The 16978-nt window shown below is 67.7% G+C and carries 17 protein-coding genes; 9 read left to right on the forward strand and 8 right to left on the reverse strand.

Annotated features, from left to right (window positions below; all coding sequences use genetic code 11):
* Nucleotides 1-19: 19 nt before the first annotated feature.
* Nucleotides 20-658 (forward strand): energy transducer TonB, encoded by a 639-nt coding sequence (locus ACZK29_RS13830; protein WP_010480562.1) that lies wholly within the window; start codon nucleotides 20-22, stop codon nucleotides 656-658.
* Nucleotides 659-777: 119 nt separating this feature from the next.
* Complete coding sequence (locus ACZK29_RS13835) at nucleotides 778-1350, forward strand: energy transducer TonB (RefSeq protein WP_111203539.1); 573 nt, start codon at nucleotides 778-780, stop codon at nucleotides 1348-1350.
* A gap of 215 nt (nucleotides 1351-1565) precedes the next feature.
* Here the strand turns inward: ACZK29_RS13835 and aroA are convergent, their stop codons facing one another.
* The 4 genes from aroA to ACZK29_RS13855 form a co-directional block, all read right to left on the reverse strand.
* On the reverse strand, nucleotides 1566-2873 hold the full coding sequence (gene aroA, locus ACZK29_RS13840; protein WP_111203540.1) for a 3-phosphoshikimate 1-carboxyvinyltransferase: 1308 nt from the start codon (nucleotides 2871-2873) through the stop codon (nucleotides 1566-1568).
* Nucleotides 2874-2949: 76 nt separating this feature from the next.
* Nucleotides 2950-4155 (reverse strand): prephenate dehydratase, encoded by a 1206-nt coding sequence (gene pheA, locus ACZK29_RS13845; protein WP_057503311.1) that lies wholly within the window; start codon nucleotides 4153-4155, stop codon nucleotides 2950-2952.
* Nucleotides 4156-4206: 51 nt separating this feature from the next.
* On the reverse strand, nucleotides 4207-5292 hold the full coding sequence (gene serC, locus ACZK29_RS13850; protein WP_111203541.1) for a 3-phosphoserine/phosphohydroxythreonine transaminase: 1086 nt from the start codon (nucleotides 5290-5292) through the stop codon (nucleotides 4207-4209).
* 194 nt (nucleotides 5293-5486) lie between these two features.
* Nucleotides 5487-6293, reverse strand: coding sequence for an FHA domain-containing protein (locus ACZK29_RS13855; RefSeq protein ID WP_111203542.1), 807 nt, complete (start codon nucleotides 6291-6293; stop codon nucleotides 5487-5489).
* Nucleotides 6294-6418: 125 nt separating this feature from the next.
* Between ACZK29_RS13855 and ACZK29_RS13860 the strand changes: the two genes are divergently transcribed.
* The 3 genes from ACZK29_RS13860 (at nucleotide 6419) to ACZK29_RS13870 (ending at nucleotide 8517) form a co-directional block, all read left to right on the forward strand.
* The gene (locus tag ACZK29_RS13860; RefSeq protein ID WP_005417302.1) at nucleotides 6419-6694 is read left to right on the forward strand and encodes a polyhydroxyalkanoic acid system family protein; all 276 of its coding nucleotides are present in this window, start codon (nucleotides 6419-6421) and stop codon (nucleotides 6692-6694) included.
* Between the two features lie 80 nt (nucleotides 6695-6774).
* Nucleotides 6775-7266: a phasin family protein gene (locus ACZK29_RS13865; RefSeq protein WP_111203543.1), complete on the forward strand. Its 492-nt coding sequence runs from the start codon at nucleotides 6775-6777 to the stop codon at nucleotides 7264-7266.
* 237 nt (nucleotides 7267-7503) lie between these two features.
* Entirely contained in the window at nucleotides 7504-8517 is a 1014-nt protein-coding gene (locus tag ACZK29_RS13870) for a restriction endonuclease (RefSeq protein ID WP_111203544.1), read from the forward strand.
* Nucleotides 8518-8684: 167 nt separating this feature from the next.
* On the opposite strand, the gene ACZK29_RS13875 is transcribed toward ACZK29_RS13870, so the two are convergent.
* From ACZK29_RS13875 to ACZK29_RS13890, 4 genes are all read right to left on the reverse strand, one after another.
* Nucleotides 8685-9077: a type II toxin-antitoxin system HicB family antitoxin gene (locus ACZK29_RS13875; protein WP_111203545.1), complete on the reverse strand. Its 393-nt coding sequence runs from the start codon at nucleotides 9075-9077 to the stop codon at nucleotides 8685-8687.
* Nucleotides 9078-9085: 8 nt separating this feature from the next.
* The gene (locus ACZK29_RS13880) at nucleotides 9086-9268 is read right to left on the reverse strand and encodes a type II toxin-antitoxin system HicA family toxin (RefSeq protein WP_111203575.1); all 183 of its coding nucleotides are present in this window, start codon (nucleotides 9266-9268) and stop codon (nucleotides 9086-9088) included.
* Between the two features lie 94 nt (nucleotides 9269-9362).
* On the reverse strand, nucleotides 9363-10091 hold the full coding sequence (hutC, locus tag ACZK29_RS13885; protein ID WP_459047028.1) for a histidine utilization repressor: 729 nt from the start codon (nucleotides 10089-10091) through the stop codon (nucleotides 9363-9365).
* Between the two features lie 27 nt (nucleotides 10092-10118).
* The gene (locus tag ACZK29_RS13890; protein WP_478446161.1) at nucleotides 10119-11489 is read right to left on the reverse strand and encodes a formimidoylglutamate deiminase; all 1371 of its coding nucleotides are present in this window, start codon (nucleotides 11487-11489) and stop codon (nucleotides 10119-10121) included.
* Nucleotides 11490-11556: 67 nt separating this feature from the next.
* On the opposite strand from ACZK29_RS13890, the gene hutI reads away from it, so the two are divergent.
* Genes hutI through hutU form a run of 4 tightly spaced genes read left to right on the forward strand, consistent with a single transcriptional unit; the run spans nucleotide 11557 to nucleotide 16833 of the window.
* Nucleotides 11557-12780 carry an imidazolonepropionase gene (gene hutI / locus ACZK29_RS13895; protein ID WP_478446162.1) on the forward strand — a complete coding sequence of 408 codons (1224 nt, stop codon included), beginning with the start codon at nucleotides 11557-11559 and terminating at the stop codon, nucleotides 12778-12780.
* Nucleotides 12777-14318 carry a histidine ammonia-lyase gene (hutH, locus tag ACZK29_RS13900; RefSeq protein ID WP_478446163.1) on the forward strand — a complete coding sequence of 514 codons (1542 nt, stop codon included), beginning with the start codon at nucleotides 12777-12779 and terminating at the stop codon, nucleotides 14316-14318. Before hutI ends, hutH begins: the two co-directional genes overlap by 4 nt.
* Nucleotides 14315-15169, forward strand: coding sequence for an N-formylglutamate deformylase (gene hutG, locus ACZK29_RS13905; protein ID WP_478446164.1), 855 nt, complete (start codon nucleotides 14315-14317; stop codon nucleotides 15167-15169). The genes hutH and hutG overlap by 4 nt, the downstream gene beginning before the upstream one ends.
* Nucleotides 15166-16833 (forward strand): urocanate hydratase, encoded by a 1668-nt coding sequence (gene hutU / locus ACZK29_RS13910; RefSeq protein ID WP_111150194.1) that lies wholly within the window; start codon nucleotides 15166-15168, stop codon nucleotides 16831-16833. The genes hutG and hutU overlap by 4 nt, the downstream gene beginning before the upstream one ends.
* Nucleotides 16834-16978: the final 145 nt, after the last annotated feature.

Genomic DNA, 16978 nt, shown 5'->3' on the forward strand with positions numbered 1-16978 from the left:
CTCCGTACTGGTCCGGTCCATGTCTGCACCCCGCTCGTCGTCCGCCAAGTCGTTCACTGTGCATATCCCGCGCAATGCCCTGAAGATCGCCGGTATCGCCTTCGGCGTGGGCGTGCTGCTGTTTGTGCTGGTCTGGCTGACAGGTCGCGACAAGGAGTTCTTCCGCGCCGATCCTGCCGCGCAGACCCCGCAGGAAACCGCCCAGATCGAGCCCCTGCCGGAGCCGTTGGCCGCTGCGGCCGGTTCCAGCGACATGCCCGATGCCAAGCCGGCCCCGGTAGAGGAAGAAGCACCAAAGCTGGTCGAAACGGCCCCACCGCCGCCTGCCCCCATCGCTGAAGCAGCCCCGGCCGCACCAGGCCCTGCGCCGGCGGCCACCGGCAACAGCCAGCCGATGCCGATTGCCGGCCAGTCGCCGCCACCCGCCTACCCGGCTGCCGCGCTGCGCGCTGGCGAGACCGGCACCGTGGTGGTGCGGGTGGACGTGGACGCCACCGGCTATCCAAACAACGCCACGGTGATCCAGCGCAGCGGTTCACGCGAGCTCGACCGTGCCGCCACAGACGCCGTGCGCCGCTGGCGCTTCACACCGGCGCAGAGCAACGGCCAGGCCGTCCCCGGCAGCATTGAAGTGCCATTCGACTTCAAGACGCAGTAACTGAACGCTTCCCGGCAGGCAAACTGAACCCTGCCGGTGGCCTTGACGCAACGCTGACACTTCTCGCCCGTGGCTCGCGCAACACTTCCCACGTCGTCCAATGACGGAAGGAGTTAGCGATGGCTGCCACCACCCACGAAGACCTTCATTCGCCGCATCTGCAGGAAGATTCCAGCCTGCAGCACAAACCTACGTCACCCTGGATGTGGATCGCGCTGATCGTGGCGATGTTTGCTGCCGCCCTGCTCTGGCTGCGTCATTCGAACCAGGAAGACGTGGCACCGGCACCGGTCGGGGAGCGCATGCTTCCCGCCCCCGAGCAGGCAGTGGTGACGGATGCAACGGCCCCTGCCGCGCGCCAGGCGGTCCCGGCTACCGCTTCGCGGAAGGCCACGCCGGTAGTGCGCAATCGTGAGGCCCGCCCGCTGGCCAGCAACCGCATGCCCACCTACCCCGCCGCTGCGCTGCGTAGTGGCGTGCAGGGCAGCGTGATCGCCAGCCTGAGTGTCGATACCCGCGGCAACGTCGCCAATGCCGCGATCGTTTCGCGCAGCGGCGAGCGCAGTCGCGATCTGGACCGCGCAGTGCTGAGCACTGTGCAGAACTGGAAGTTCCAGCCGGCGATGCACGAAGGCCGTGCCATCGCCAGCGTGGTGCGGGTCCCGGTGGATTTCCGTACCGAGCAGCGTTGATCGCGGACGAGGGGTTCGTGATGTTTAGACGGAGGCTTCGGCCTCCGTCCTTTTATGCGGAAAAGCGTGCCGACCAAGGTCGGCACCTACCGGGCGATGTGAACGTGCCGACCAAGGTCGGCAGCTACCGCGGAATGCGATCCGCCGGGCATGGCCCGGCGCTATCCACACCGTGTCCGGCGGCGCCGGGCCACGCCCGGCGGTTGCGGCGCCGATCAGACCAGGTTGAACCCGGCGCTGCGCGCAAGGCCGTCGAAATCCGGGAAGGACGTGGCGACGTTGGCGATATCGTTGATGCGCACTTCGCCGTCACTGATCTGGCCGGCAATGGCGAACGCCATGGCAATGCGATGGTCGCCGTGGCTTTCGATGGTGCCGCTGCCCAGGCGCACGCCACCGTGCAGGGTGGCACCGTCTTCGGTTTCGTCCACCTGCATGCCCAGCGCGCGCAGGCCAGTGGCCATCGCAGCGAGACGATCGGATTCCTTCACCCGCAGCTCGGCCGCACCGCTCACCACGGTCTGGCCTTCTGCGGCCGCAGCCGCCACGAACAGCGCCGGGAACTCGTCGATCATGTCCGGCACCAGCGCTTCCGGAATGCGCGCACCCTTCAACTGAGCGTAGCGCACCACCAGATCAGCGACGGGCTCACCGCCCTGCTCGGCCGGATTCTCTTCGGTGATGTCCGCGCCCATCAGGCGCAGCGCGTGCAGCAGGCCGGTGCGACGCGGGTTCAGGCCGACCTGCTTCAGGCGCAGCTCGGAACCGGGAATGATGGTGGCGGCCACCAGGTAGAACGCCGCAGACGAGAAGTCGGCCGGCACCACGATGTCCGTGGCGCGCAGGCGCTGGCCGCCCCGCAGGCGCGCCTTGCCCGGTGAAAACTCGATGTCCACGCCGAACGCCGACAGCATGCGCTCGGTGTAGTCACGGGTCGGATGCGGTTCGGTCACCCGGGTTTCGCCCTGCGCGTACAGGCCGGCCAACAGCACCGCCGACTTGATCTGTGCGCTGGCCACCGGCGAGGCGAAGTCGATGCCGTGCAGCGACTGGCCGCCATGCACGTGCAGCGGCGGCGTGCCGTCGTCCTGGGTGTCGATCTTCGCGCCCATCTGCGACAGCGGGCCGGTGACACGGCGCATCGGGCGGCCCGACAACGACTCATCGCCGATCAGCGTGCAGTCGAAGGCCTGGCCTGCCAGCAGGCCGGCCAGCAGGCGCATGCCGGTACCTGCATTGCCGCAGTCCAGCGGTGCGCTGGGTGCCTGCAGGCCGTCGATGCCGACGCCGTGCACGATGCGCTGCGACGCGCTGGGCGTTTCGATGCGCACGCCGAGTTGGCTGAAGATGCGCGCAGTGGCGCGGGTGTCTTCGCCTTCCAGGAAACCTTCGATATGCGAGGTGCCATCGGCCAGCGCGGCGAACATCACCGAGCGGTGCGAGACCGACTTGTCGCCGGGAATGGTCAGGCTGCCCTGCAGCGGCTGGCCCTTGCGGGCAATCCAGTGTTGCGCGTTGCTCATCGTTCGATCATTCCGTAAACGCCGGCAGCGCCGGCGATGCATCAGGGAGCGGCGGCCAGGGCCGCCGCAGCAGCACTCAGGGCACGGCCACCGGGTAGGAGCCAAGCACCTTGATCTGCGCCGAGTGCGCTTCCAGTTCGGCCAGGGCAGCCTGCATCGGCGCGTCGTCGATGTGGCCGGCCAGGTCGATGAAGAAGCCGTACTCCCACTTGCCGTGGTGCGACGGGCGCGACTCGATGCGGTTCATGCTGATGCCGTGGCGGGCGAACGGGCTGAGCACGTCGAACAGCGCACCGGGCTTGTCATGGATGAACACCAGCACCGAGGTGCGGTCGTGGCCTGAGGTCGGGAAGATATTGCGGCCCACCACCAGGAAGCGGGTGGTGTTGTCGGCATCGTTCTGGATCGGCTTGGTGACCACCTTCTTCAGGCCGTACACGTGGCCGGCACTCTCGCCGCCGATGGCAGCCGCGTCGTCGGCGTTGCGCGCACGGCGCGCACCTTCGGCGTTGCTGGATACCGGAATCTTCTCGGCCTTCGGCAGGTTGGCGCGCAGCCACGCCGAGGTCTGCATGAACGACTGCGGGTGTGCGTAGATGCGCTCGATGTCCTCGATGCGGCCGCTGCGCGACATCAGGTACTGCTGCACGCGCAGTTCGACTTCGCCACAGATCTTCAGATTCGAGGTCAGGAACATGTCCAGGGTGATCTGGATGGTGCCCTGCCCCGAATTCTCCACCGGCACCACGCCGAAATCGGCGTTGCCCGCTTCCACTTCCTGGAACACTTCCTCGATGCTGGCCATCGGCAGGCCCAGCGCGGAGCGGCCGAAGTGCTTGAGCACGGCCTGCTGGCTGAAGGTGCCTTCCGGGCCGAGGTAGCCGATCTTCAGCGGCTCCTGCTGCGCCAGGCAGGCCGACATGATCTCGCGGTAGACGTGCACCAGCAGCTCGTCGCTGAGCGGGCCTTCGTTGCGGTCCACCACCATGCGCAGCACCTGCGCTTCGCGTTCGGGGCGGTAGTAGTCCACGGCGGCGGCCAGCTTGCCCTTGGCCTTGCCGACCTGGTGGGCGAAACGCGCGCGCTCGGCGATCAGGTTCTGGATGTCGCGGTCGATCTGGTCGATCTTCGAGCGCACATCGGCCAGCGCCAGCGGCGCCAGGGTGGGCGCCGGGTTCGACGCGGCCTTGGACGTGCTCTTGCCCTTGGCCTTGGTGGAGGCGCTGTCCTTGGCCGGTTCGGCCTTCTTCGGCGCCTTCTTGCTGGATTTGCTGCTTGCCATCGGAATTCCCTGTTGCGGGGCACGCACCTGACGGTGCGCGCCATTCATTGCTCAACCGTGACGCTGCTGGAAATCGGCCATGAAGGCGACCAGCGCCTCGGCCCCGGCCAGCGGCATGGCGTTGTACAGCGAGGCCCGGATACCGCCGACCACCTTGTGGCCCTTCAGCGCCAGCAGACCGGCGGCCTTGGCCTCGGCGACGAAACGGGCGTCGAGATCGGCATCGGGCAGGAAGAAGGGGATGTTCATCCGCGAACGGGCCGCATGTGCGACCTCATTGCGGTAGAAGCCGCCGGAGCCGTCGATGGCGCCGTACACCAGCGCGGCCTTGGCGGCATTGCGCTTGGCGAACTCGGTCACGCCGCCCTCGGCCAGCATCCACTTGAACACCAGGCCGGCCAGATACCAGTTCCAGGTCGGCGGCGTGTTGAGCATCGAATCGCGGGCGACGTGCGAGCGGTAATCGAAGATGTCCGCGCGCGGCTGGCCACTGCGCTCGAGCAGGTCGCGGCGGATGATCATCACCGCGATGCCGACCGGACCGAGGTTCTTCTGCGCGCCGGCGTAGATCACACCATAGCGGCGCACATCCAGCGGCTCACTGGCGATGGACGAGCTGAAGTCGGCGATCAGCGGGACGTTGCCGGTATCGGGCACATCACGGAATTCGACGCCGTGGATGGTCTCGTTGGCGGTGATGTGCACGTAGGCGGCATCACGCGACAGCTGCCAGTCGGCACGCGCCGGCAGCTCGCGGTAGCCGTTGGTCTCGCTGCTGGCGGCGATGTTGACGTCGACGTAGACCCCGGCCTGCTTGACCGCCGTCTTGCCCCAGTGGCCACTGACCACGTAATCGGCACGCTGGCCCGGGGCGGCGAAGTTGAGCGGGATCAGCGCCTGCTGGGTGGTGGCGCCACCGGACAGGAACAGCACCGCATAGTCGTCGGGGATGTCGAGCAGGCGACGCAGGTCGGCCTCGGCTTCGGCGGCCACGGACATGAATTCCGCGCCGCGATGGCTCATTTCCACGATCGAAGCGCCGGACCCGTGCCAGTCCAGCATTTCCGCCTGCGCCTGGCGCAGGACCGATTCCGGCAAGGTCGCAGGGCCGGCACTGAAGTTGAACGCGCGCGTCATGTCACACCTGTGGGGCAAGACCCCTAGTATGCCGCAGTGCACCAGCCTTGCGGCCTTGTGGCGCAAGGGAAATTTGGTTTCATTGGAATCCATTGGCGACGCGACCGGGTAGTGCCGGCCGCTGGCCGGCAACCTCATGGATTCGGGGCGGCGGTTGCCGGCCAGCGGCCGGCACTACCGTCACCGCGCGACCGTCAGCGCGCGCCGAACCAGAGCAGCAGGCTGAGCACTGCCGCCAGCAACAAGGCGCTGGCCAGCAGCCACGGCCAGCGCCGGACCTTGCGCGGCACGGCCGGCAGCACCGGCGCCTGCTCGGCGTCCTGGCTGGACTCGTCTTCATCCGGCAGCGGGCGACGGCGCGGGTCATGCGGCACTTCCAGCACGAACCGGTGCTGGCCATCGAACACCACCTGGTCGCCGGCCTGCAGCCAGCAGTGGCGCACGGCCACGCCGTTGACCCGGGTACCGTCGGCACTGCCGAGGTCCCGCAGCAGCACACGATCACCGTGCACTTCCACGCGGGCGTGCTGTTCGGCGAAGGCCGGATCGTCGATGGCGATGTCGGCCTCACTGCCGCGACCGACCAGGCGGGCCCGCGACAGGGTGAAGCTGCGGCCATGATGCAGGCCACCAACGCCACGCAGCAGGCGCTGCTGCTCGTCGCTGCCGTCATCATTCTTCGGTGCGGGGGCCTGCAGCAGGCTCTCGACCTCGCCCTGCAGCACCATCTCCACACCGTCCACATACACCGCATCGCCCGCACGCAGCAGGGCCATGCGGCGCACCGGTCGACCATTCACGTGGATGCCACGGATACCGTTGCCGACCTGCAGCCACAGGCCGCGATCGTCCATGCAGAACTGCGCCAGCAGCAGCGCGCCGTGGCCGGCGTCGCCGAGCCGCACACTGCCGTTGGCCTGGCGCACGATGCGTTGCACCCCGGGCCGCAGCGGCTGGTCGGGCTGTTGTTGTTGACTGAAGTGAACAAGCAGGTTCTGCACGCGGCGCAGCCTAGCAGGTTGGCCGCCAACGAAGAAGAACCTGCGATGAGTGCTTGGCGCGACGGCCCTCGATGCGCACAATGCTCGCCCTCATTGATCATCCCCGCCCTGCGCCAGGAGCCTGCATGTCCACCATCGATGTCCGCCACGCCCACGCCCTGCCCGACGCACAGGCACGCGCCGCGATCGAACAGGTCGCCGCCAAGCTGTCCGAGCGCTTCGGCCTGAAGTCGTCCTGGACCGCCGACGTGCTGAACTTTTCCGGCAGCGGCGTGGATGGTGCGATCGAGCTGCAGCCGGGCGCCGTGCGCGTGACCGCCAAGCTGGGCTTCCTGCTGTCAGCGATGAAAGGCATGGTGGAAGGCGAGATCCAGCGCGTGCTGAAGGAAAAGCTGGGCTGAACCCCGGCGCCGGCCGTCACGGCCGTGCAACGCCAACGCGCGCTACTCTCGGGCCAGGCCCAACTCCCACGGGAAGTGCGATGAACCAGTACGAAAACGATGACCGCCGCAACGACGAAGCCTCGTTCGGTGACCAGGCCGAGCGCTTCTCGCGCAAGCTCAGCGACTCGGCCCAGCAGGTCTGGCTGGCTGGCCTGGGGGCCTTGGGCCGCGCACAGGCCGAGGGCAGCCGCTTCTTCGATGGCCTGGTGAAGGAAGGCGAAGCCTGGGAAGCCCGCCGCCGTGAGCGCAATGGCGAACAGGGTCCGGGCTGGCGCGACAACGTGGAAACCTCACTGGATGAGGCCCGCGAGAAGGCCTCCGGCACCTGGAACAAGGTCGAAAAGGCCTTCGACGACCAGGTGCAGGGCGTACTCAAGCGCCTGCACGTGCCCACTGCCGACGAGGTGACCGCGCTGGAAGCCCGTATCGACGCCCTGCACGCGCGGCTGGCCAAGCTGGAAAACCGTGCGGCCTCGGGCGCCGATGCCCCCGCACCGGGCAGCCATCAGTCGCCGGACAGCGTGCCCTGAACATCGATTGTTGCAATGCAATAAATTTTGATTGACAATCGCGAGCAACCCGCCAATCGCTTCGGCTGCCGTTTGTTCCCTCCCCTCACGGCTTCAGGATTGGCGGGTTTTTCGTGTCTGCCGTATGCCGATCTGAGCGTTCCATCACGCTTCCTGTCAGGAACGTCCTGACCCAGCCGGATAGTGCGACCTTTACACTGTCGTCTTCCGCATTCGCCCCTTCCGCGCACCTCCTGCATGCTCCCTTGGATCCTGGCCCTGCTGTCGGCCCTGCTTACCTGTTCCCTGGCCGTTGTCTATCTGTGGTGGATCAAGCGGCGGCAGAAGGAGATGCAACTGGGCCTGCAGGCGCTGGCCGGCATGCATTGGCGCGAGTTCTCGGTGCTGGTAAAGCGCATGCTGCGCGAACAGCGCGGCCTGCGTGAACTCAGCGATGCCACGGAAGAATCACGCGAGCCCAGCAGCGACTTCCTGCTCAGCGATGGCCCCAACACCTGGCTGGTGGCGTGCAAGCATGGCCTGGCCTATCGCATTGGTACCGCCGCGGTGAACGAACTGGGCGCCGCCGCGCGCCTGGCCGGCGCCAAGGGTGGCGTGCTGCTGACCGAAGGCCGGATCGAACGCGATGGCCGCAGCGCTGCCGAGAAGCAGGCGGTGGAAGTCCTTGATGGGCCCCGCCTGTGGCCGTTGCTGCAACCCTACCTGCCGGCGGACATCGAATCGCGCGTGCGCACCCGTGCCCGGCATGAAGCGCTGCGCCGCATCGCTATCGCCGCGCTGGGTTCGGTGACGCTGGGCCTGCTGGTCGGGCTCGGCGTGCAGGGCCTGCATATGGAGGACACCGCGCCCGTTGCTGCAGCGCCAGTGGAGACTGCCCCGTCGCCAGCGGACGCCCCCGCAGCCCACGCAGCACCCGAAGCGAGCGAGGCTGCACCGCCCATCACTACGGCGCCCTCGCCGACGGCGGCGGCCACCGATGAGCGCAGCAATCCCAATCCGGACGCGGCCACCCTGGAGCGCTTCCAGGCCGATCTGTCCCGCGCCCTGGCCGGCAAGCCCGGTATCGCCAGCGGTGTCTGGCTGACCCGGCAGACCCTGGCGATCAACCGCACCGGTGAACTGGAAGCCGTGTGGCCACGCGTGTGCGAGGAAGTGCTGCGCTATCCCGCGCTGCGCAACGTGCGCATCCAGCTCAATGCCCGCCCGGGCGTGAATGAGCCGGTACGCTGGCGGCAATGCGCCACGTATTGATTGGGACCAACATCCACGCATGGCGTGGATCTACTGAATCCCGATGCACGAGTCTTTGGTAGATCCACGCCATGCGTGGATGCCTTTGCAGAGTCGAGCCACGCTCGACTCATCGCGCATCGCGCGAACAGCAGCCGAGCATGGGCTCGGCTCTACATGGCGCCTGCTCAGCCCAAAGCCGCGAGATGGGCGATGTAACTGGAGCGGGATTCGCCGGCCGCTCTGGCCTGCGCATCCAGCCTCGCCAGGATGCGACGCGGCAGGCTGATGTTGACCCGCTCGATGGTGTCGTCCAGCAGAGACGGATCAATGCAGATGTAGGCAAGAATCCAGGCCGTACCACTGGGAGCCTCGGCGACGATCTTCTGTGGCGCAGAAGGATTCGGAATCGAGCGCCCCTCATCCAGGGCCGCATCGATCCAGGCAAGCGCAGATTCCTCGGCCGCACTGAGTGCATTGTCAAGCGTGTCGGCCGCCGAGAAGCACCCCTGCAGATCGGGAACGATGACACCCCACGCGGTGCGTTCATCGCCCGCCTCAATCAAGACTGGATAGCGCATGGGACCTCCTACGTCAGTCCTGCCAGCTTCCGCAGCGCCAGCACCAGCCCCTTGCCCAGATCCTTTTTGGGGTGAGGCACGGTGATGATGTGAGGCCGCTGCGGGTGCACGAATACATGATGGGATCCGCGGATCCTGCAACAGGTCCAACCCGCCGCCTCCAGATCCCGGATGAGGTCCCTGCTCTTCATGCAGGGACGATACACATCGTACACACGCGCCGACAGAGTTCAAGGCGACAGTCGTTCCGGACCAGTAGATCCACGCCATGCGTGGATGGAATCCCTATCGCGCGCCCGGCGCGAAGCGCGCCACCAGGTCCCAGGCATCCCCCAGGAATACCTGCCGCACGCGGGTGATCGGCTGTTCACCGCGCCAGGTCAGGCGCTCGATCACCAGGCAGGCGGTGCCGGGCTTCACGTCCAGCAGCTTCGCCGTGGCGGTATCCGCGCCCCAGGCACTGATGCGGTGCTGCGCGCGCGTCCACGACACGTTCTGCAGCAGCCAGCTGCCCGGCGCGGTGGTGTTGAAATCAACGTCCAGCACCTCGGGCACGCCCACCGGACTGATCAGTCGATGTTCCAGCGCCAACGGACGGCCATCGGCCAGATGCAGGCAGCGCATCGCCAGCAGCTGCTGCTGGCCGGCCAGCTCCACCTCGCCGGCATTGCTGCTTTCGGCCAGGCGCAGCTCGCGCAGCAGCAGCCGGTAGCCGTACAGGTGGCCGCGTGAGCCGACCTCCATGGCGATATCCGGAATTTCCAGCGCAACCTGCTCCAGGTGCGGCGGCTGCCGCGCTACGAACGAACCCGCACGACGGCGGCGCTCGATCATGCCGCTCTCGGCCAGCGCGGTCAGCACCTTGTTCACCGTCATCCGCGAGCAGCCGTACTGTTCCATCAGCTCGTGCTCGTAGGGAATACGGAAGCCCGGCGCCCACTCTCCGCTGAGGATGCGGCTTTCCAGATCGCTGCGGATACGCTGGTTGAGCGTGGCGGACTTGCTGGCCTTCACGTAATGGGGTCCCGGTGGCGGAGGCGATCAGCCCAGCACGCCCTTCAGGGCGGCGGCGAAGGCGGTGGTGATCGCCTCGCGCTGCAGGTGGCGGCCCTCGGCCACGCACTGGCGGCCATGGCGCCAGACCGATCGCAGCGCGCCATTACGTGCGGCGAACACCCAGCTGTCAAGCCATGCGTCATCCTGCCGCGCCTGCAACGCCGGGTGTGCAGCATCCAGTTCGACCAGATCGGCGCTGGCGCCGACCTGCAGGCCAGCGGCCACGCCCAGCGCCTGTGCGCCACCGTGCAGTGCGCCTTCGAACAGGAAGCGACCGGTGCTGCGGGTGGCGTCCGGCGCCAGCACATTGCGCCCGCGCAACGTAAGGCGCTGGCCGTATTCGAGCAGGCGCAGTTCTTCGGCGGCATCGATCAGCACGTTGGAATCGGAGCCGACGCCGAAGCGCCCGCCCTCGCGCGCAAAGGCCTGCATCGGGAACAGGCCGTCGCCCAGGTTCGCCTCGGTGATCGGGCACAGCCCGGCCACGGCACCGCTGGCCACGATAGCCGCGCGCTCGTCATCGGTGATATGGGTGGCATGCACCAGGCACCAGCGCGCATCCACCGGCGCGTGGTCGTACAGCCACTGCACCGGACGCTGGCCGCTCCAGGCCAGGCAGGCCTCCACTTCACGCACCTGCTCGGCGATATGGATGTGCACCGGGCCGTCGGTCAGTGGCAGCAATGCACTCAATTCCTCGCCGGTGACTGCCCGCAGGCTGTGCGGCGCGATGCCGAGCACCGCGTCAGGCAGCGCGGCCAACGCTGGCTTGGCCGCGTCCAGCAGCTGCGCGAAGCCCTCGACATCATGGATCAGGCGGCGCTGCGCCGGATTCGGCGGCGCGCCACCGAAATCGGCGTGGGCGTAGAACACCGGCAGCAGGGTCAGGCCGATGCCGGTCTGCGCGGCGGCGGCAGCGATCCGCGCGCTCATCTCGGCGCGATCGGCAAACGGCTGGCCGTCGGCATCGTGATGCAGGTAGTGGAACTCGCCGACGCGGGTGAAGCCGCTTTCCAGCATTTCCATGTAGGCCTGGGCGGCGATGGCCTGCACCGCGTCGGGGCGCAGATGGGCGAGGAAGCGGTACATCAGCTCGCGCCAGCTCCAGAAGCTGTCACCGTCGCCGCCGCCGATCTCGGTCAGGCCGGCCATGCCGCGCTGGAACGCGTGGCTGTGCAGGTTGGGGAGGCCCGGCACCAGGATGCCGACCCGGGTGTCGCCGTGCTGGGCGCCCTGCCCCACGCTGATCGCCGAGATGCGGCCCTCCTGCACCTGCAGGCGGACATCACGGGCCCAGCCGTCAGCCAGCAGGGCGTGGGCGGCATGGAAACAGTGCGGGGAACGCGAATCGGACATGGCTGGACAACCCGAAATGGACACCTATATTGTATAGACATATAAGCACAGCCGCGTTGTGGATGCCATGCACGTCGATACCCTCTGGTCCAACGTCCACCTGATCACCCTCGACGTCGAGGGGCTGGGTGTCATCCGCGATGGCGTGCTGGCCTGCGCCGGCGGCCGCATCGCCCATGTCGGCCCGGCGGGCAGCGACGCCCACCTGCAGCCAACCACCCGCATCGACGGCGAAGGCCGCTGGATCTCGCCGGGCCTGATCGACTGCCACACCCACCTGGTCTACGCCGGCAACCGCGCCAACGAATTCGAGCAGCGCCTGCAGGGCGTCAGCTATGCCGAGATCGCCCGTGCCGGCGGCGGCATCGTCTCCACCGTGCGCGCCACTCGTGCTGCGACGCCGGAACAGCTGGCCAGCGAAAGCCGGCCGCGCCTGCTGGCAATGCGCGCCGAGGGCGTGACCACCCTCGAGATCAAGTCCGGCTACGGCCTGAACCTGCCCGACGAGCGCAAGCAGCTGCAGGTCGCACGCGCACTGGGCGAGGAATGCCGGGTCAACGTGGTGACCACCTTCCTCGGTGCACACGCGATTCCGCCGGGCCGCGAAGCACAGGAGTACACCGACGAGGTGTGCGAGGTGATGATTCCGGCCATCGCCGCCGAAGGCCTGGCCGAAGCGGTGGATGTGTTCTGCGAGAACATCGCCTTCTCGCCGGCGCAGGCGCGCCAGGTCTTCGAAGCGGCGCGCGCCAACGGGCTGGCGGTGAAGATCCACGCCGAGCAGCTGAGCAACCAGCATGGCGCCGAACTGGCGGCCAGCTTCGATGCACTGTCGGCCGACCATATTGAACATCTGGATGACGACGGCATCGCCGCGATGGCCGCCGCTGGCACCGTCGCCGTGCTGCTGCCCGGCGCCTTCTATTTCACCCGCGATACCACCCTGCCGCCGATCGCTGCGCTGCGTGCGGCCGGCGTGCCGCTGGCGCTGGCCACCGACAGCAACCCGGGCACCTCGCCGCTGACCAGCCCGCTGCTGGCCATGAACATGGGCGCCACCCTGTTCCGCCTGACCGTGGACGAGTGCATCGCCGGCTTCACCCGTGAAGCGGCGCGCGCGCTGGGCCACGGCGAGCGCATCGGCCGCCTGGCCGTGGGCATGGACTGCGACCTGGCGATCTGGGACATCGATGCCCCCGCCGACCTGGTCTATCGCATTGGATTCAACCCGCTGCACGCGCGCGTGGTGCGCGGACAGCCCGACCTGCCTGCCTCCTGGAGCAACACATGAGCAACACCCTGGTTCTTCGCCCCGGCCATGTCACTCTCGCCCAGTGGCGGCAGGTCTATCGCGGTGCACCGCTTGCACTGGACCCGGCCGCGCTGCCGGTGGTGCGCGCCAGTGCTGCAGCGGTGGCCGCCATCGTCGCCAAGGGCGCGCCGGTGTATGGCATCAACACCGGCTTCGGCAAGCTGGCCAGCGTGCGCATCGAGCGCGAGGACCTGGCCACCCTGCAGCGGAACATCGTGCTCTCGCATGCCGCCGGCGTGGGCGAGCCGATGCCGGCCAGCGTGGTGCGCCTGATGATGGCGCTGAAGCTGGTCAGCCTGGCGCAGGGGGCTTCGGGCATCCGCGAGGAAACGCTGCTGCTGCTGGAAGCGATGCTGGTCAAGGGCGTGCTGCCGGTGGTACCCGCGCAGGGCTCGGTGGGTGCCTCGGGCGATCTGGCACCGCTCTCGCACCTGGCCAGCGTGATGCTGGGCGTGGGCGAAGCGTTCATTGGTGACGAGCGCCTGCCTGCGGTCGATGCACTGGCACGTGTCGGCCTGCAGCCGATCGAGCTGGGCGCAAAAGAAGGCCTGGCGCTGCTCAACGGCACCCAGTTCTCCACCGCCTATGCGCTGGCGGGCCTGTTCGAGATCGAGACCGTGTTCCAGGCCGCGCTGGTCACCGGTGCGCTGTCGGTGGAAGCAGCCAAGGGTTCTGACACACCGTTCGACCCGCGCATCCACGCCATCCGCGGCCAGCGCGGGCAGATCGCAACCGCGGCCACCCTGCGCACGCTGATGCAGGGCTCGGACATCCGCGAATCGCACCGTGACAACGACGTACGCGTACAGGACCCGTACTGCCTGCGCTGCCAGCCGCAGGTGATGGGCGCAGCGCTGGACATCCTGCGCCAGGCGGCGACGACCCTGGAAATCGAAGCCAACGGCGTGTCCGACAATCCGCTGGTATTCACCGATACCGGCGAGGCGCTGTCCGGCGGCAACTTCCACGCCGAGCCGGTCGCCTTCGCCGCCGACATGCTGGCGATGGCGGTCTGCGAGATCGGCTCGATCAGCGAGCGCCGCCTGGCAATGCTGGTGGACCCGGCGCTGTCCGGCCTGCCGGCGTTCCTGACCCCGCGCCCGGGCCTGAATTCCGGCTTCATGATTCCGCAGGTGACCGCCGCCGCGCTGGTTTCGGAAAACAAGCAGCGCGCCTACCCGGCCAGCGTCGATTCGATCCCGACCTCGGCCAACCAGGAAGACCACGTGTCGATGGCCGCGCACGGCGCACGCCGCTTGATGCAGATGGCCGAGAACGCCGCCAACGTGATCGGCATCGAGCTGCTGGCCGCCGCGCAGGGCTGTGATTTCCATTCCCCGCTGCGTTCCAGCGCCGCGCTGGAAACCGTGCGCGCCACCCTGCGTGCCCAGGTGCCGACGCTGGAAGAAGACCGCTACTTCCACCCGGACATGGTGACCGCCACCAACCTGGTGCGCAGCGGCGCGCTGGCACGTGGCCTGACCGACCTGTTGCCGACCGTGGAACCGCAGGCATGAACGCCCATCCCGAATGGTTGACGGTGCACGAGGGCGACGCCCCGTTGATCGTCAGCTTCCCGCATACCGGCAGCGAACTGCCGCATGACCTGATCGGCGACTACCACTCGCCGTGGCTGGCGCGCCGCGATGCCGACTGGTGGGTGCACGAGCTGTACGACTTCGTGCGTGGCATGGGCGCGACCACGGTGCGCTCGGCGATCTCGCGTTCGGTGATCGACCTCAACCGTGACCCCAGCGGGGTCTCGCTGTACCCGGGCCAGAACACCACCGGCCTGTGCCCGCTGACCACCTTCGACAACCAGCCGCTCTATCACGCTGGGCGCGAGCCGGATGACGCCGAGATCGCCCGGCGCCGCGACACGTATTTCCTGCCCTACCACGATGCGCTGGCCGCACAGATCACCCGCCTGCGTGCACGACACGGCACCGTGGTGGTGTACGACGCGCATTCGATCCGCTCGCACATCCCGCACCTGTTCGACGGCGAACTGCCGCAGTTCAACCTCGGTACCGCCGGCCCGTCCGGCGCACCAGACACCTCCTGCGACAACGCCTTGAGCGACGTGGTGGAGAACCTGCTGAAGATCAGCGGGATGAGCCAGGTGCGCAACGGCCGTTTCAAGGGAGGCTGGATCACCCGCCACTACAGCAACGTCGCCGGCGGCGTGCACAGCCTGCAGATGGAGCTGGCCTGCCGCGGCTACATGCACGAACCGTTGCCCGACCAGGTGGACGAGCACAGCTGGCCCACCCCGCTCGACCCCGACCACGCCGCACCGCTGCGCCACACCCTGGCGCAGGTGCTCAATGCCTGCCTTGAATTCGCTACGAACCGGAGCGCCGCATGACCCGCAACGACCCGTCCCGCACCATCGCCGCGCCGACCGGCACCACGCTCAACGCCAAGAGCTGGCTGACCGAAGCGCCGCTGCGCATGCTGATGAACAACCTGCACCCGGATGTGGCCGAGCGGCCGCAGGAACTGGTGGTGTACGGCGGCATCGGCCGCGCCGCGCGTGACTGGGAGAGCTTCGATGCGATCGTCGAAACGCTCAAGCGCCTGGACGATGACCAGACCCTGCTGGTGCAGTCCGGCAAGCCGGTGGGCGTGTTCCGCACCCACGCCGATGCACCGCGCGTGCTGATCGCCAATTCCAACCTGGTGCCGCGCTGGGCCAACTGGGACCACTTCAACGAGCTGGATAAGAAGGGCCTGGCCATGTACGGCCAGATGACCGCCGGCAGCTGGATCTATATCGGCGCGCAGGGCATCGTGCAGGGCACCTACGAGACCTTCGTGGAAATGGGGCGCCAGCATTTCGGTGGCGACCTGACCGGGAAGTGGCTGTTCACCGGTGGCCTGGGCGGCATGGGTGGCGCACAGCCGCTGGCTGCCGTGATGGCCGGCGCCTCCTGCCTGGCCGTGGAGTGCCGCAAGAGCAGCATCGACATGCGTCTGCGCACCGGCTACCTGGACACCTGGACCGACAATCTGGACGAAGCGCTGCGCCTGATCGACGAGTCGTGCAAGGCCGGTACGCCGAAGTCGGTGGGCCTGCTCGGCAACGTCGCCGACGTGCTGGCTGAACTGCTCAAGCGCGGCGTGAAGCCGGACCTGCTGACCGACCAGACCTCCGCGCATGACCCGGTGAACGGCTACCTGCCGCAGGGCTGGACGGTCGAGCAGTGGGATGAAAAGCGTGTCTCCGCCCCCAAGGAAGTGGAAAAGGCTGCGCGTGCCTCGATGGCCAACCACATCCGCGCCATGCTCGGCTTCCACGCGCTGGGCGTGCCGACCGTGGACTACGGCAACAACCTGCGGCAGATGGCGCTGGAAGAAGGCGTGGCCAATGCCTTCGATTTCCCGGGTTTCGTGCCGGCGTATATCCGCCCGCTGTTCTGCCGTGGCATCGGCCCGTTCCGCTGGGCGGCGCTGAGTGGTGACCCGGAAGACATCGCCAAGACCGATGCCAAGGTGAAGGAACTGATTCCGGACAACCCGCACCTGCACCGCTGGCTGGATATGGCCGCCGAGAAGATCAAGTTCCAGGGCCTGCCGGCACGCATCTGCTGGGTCGGCCTGGGTGATCGTGATCGACTGGGCCTGGCCTTCAACGAGATGGTCGCCAACGGTGAACTGAAGGCGCCGGTGGTGATCGGCCGTGACCATCTGGACAGCGGCAGTGTGGCCTCGCCGAACCGCGAAACCGAGGCGATGGCCGATGGTTCCGACGCGGTCTCCGACTGGCCGCTGCTGAACGCCCTGCTCAACACCGCCAGCGGCGCGACCTGGGTGTCGCTGCACCACGGTGGCGGCGTCGGCATGGGCTTCTCGCAGCACGCCGGCATGGTGATCGTCTGCGACGGCACCGAGGCAGCGGCCAAGCGGATTGGCCGTGTGCTGTGGAACGACCCGGCGACCGGCGTGATGCGCCATGCCGATGCGGGTTATGAGATCGCGATCGACTGCGCGAAGGAAAAGGGACTGGATCTGCCGGGAATCCTCGGCTGATCACAGGGGTGCCGGCCAGCAGCCGGCACTGCCGCAAGGCACCTGTAGAGCCGAGCCATGCTCGGCTCATTTTTTCCGGCTGCATGATGCCTGGCCCGAAGGCAGCCGAGCATGGGCTCGGTTCTACATGCCAAGATGCGCCATC

The sequence above is a fragment of the Stenotrophomonas sp. 89682_Sma genome (genome assembly GCF_056481405.1).

What these genes read in the sequence shown, in the direction of transcription:
- ACZK29_RS13830 (WP_010480562.1), top strand. Translation starts at nt 20, where the DNA reads ATGTCTGCACCCCGCTCGTCGTCCGCCAAGTCGTTCACTGTGCATATC.
- ACZK29_RS13835 (WP_111203539.1), top strand. Translation starts at nt 778, where the DNA reads ATGGCTGCCACCACCCACGAAGACCTTCATTCGCCGCATCTGCAGGAA.
- aroA (WP_111203540.1), bottom strand. Translation starts at nt 2,873, where the DNA reads ATGAGCAACGCGCAACACTGGATTGCCCGCAAGGGCCAGCCGCTGCAG.
- pheA (WP_057503311.1), bottom strand. Translation starts at nt 4,155, where the DNA reads ATGGCAAGCAGCAAATCCAGCAAGAAGGCGCCGAAGAAGGCCGAACCG.
- serC (WP_111203541.1), bottom strand. Translation starts at nt 5,292, where the DNA reads ATGACGCGCGCGTTCAACTTCAGTGCCGGCCCTGCGACCTTGCCGGAA.
- ACZK29_RS13860 (WP_005417302.1), top strand. Translation starts at nt 6,419, where the DNA reads ATGTCCACCATCGATGTCCGCCACGCCCACGCCCTGCCCGACGCACAG.
- ACZK29_RS13865 (WP_111203543.1), top strand. Translation starts at nt 6,775, where the DNA reads ATGAACCAGTACGAAAACGATGACCGCCGCAACGACGAAGCCTCGTTC.
- ACZK29_RS13870 (WP_111203544.1), top strand. Translation starts at nt 7,504, where the DNA reads ATGCTCCCTTGGATCCTGGCCCTGCTGTCGGCCCTGCTTACCTGTTCC.
- ACZK29_RS13875 (WP_111203545.1), bottom strand. Translation starts at nt 9,077, where the DNA reads ATGCGCTATCCAGTCTTGATTGAGGCGGGCGATGAACGCACCGCGTGG.
- ACZK29_RS13880 (WP_111203575.1), bottom strand. Translation starts at nt 9,268, where the DNA reads ATGAAGAGCAGGGACCTCATCCGGGATCTGGAGGCGGCGGGTTGGACC.
- ACZK29_RS13890 (WP_478446161.1), bottom strand. Translation starts at nt 11,489, where the DNA reads ATGTCCGATTCGCGTTCCCCGCACTGTTTCCATGCCGCCCACGCCCTG.
- hutI (WP_478446162.1), top strand. Translation starts at nt 11,557, where the DNA reads ATGCACGTCGATACCCTCTGGTCCAACGTCCACCTGATCACCCTCGAC.
- hutH (WP_478446163.1), top strand. Translation starts at nt 12,777, where the DNA reads ATGAGCAACACCCTGGTTCTTCGCCCCGGCCATGTCACTCTCGCCCAG.
- hutG (WP_478446164.1), top strand. Translation starts at nt 14,315, where the DNA reads ATGAACGCCCATCCCGAATGGTTGACGGTGCACGAGGGCGACGCCCCG.
- hutU (WP_111150194.1), top strand. Translation starts at nt 15,166, where the DNA reads ATGACCCGCAACGACCCGTCCCGCACCATCGCCGCGCCGACCGGCACC.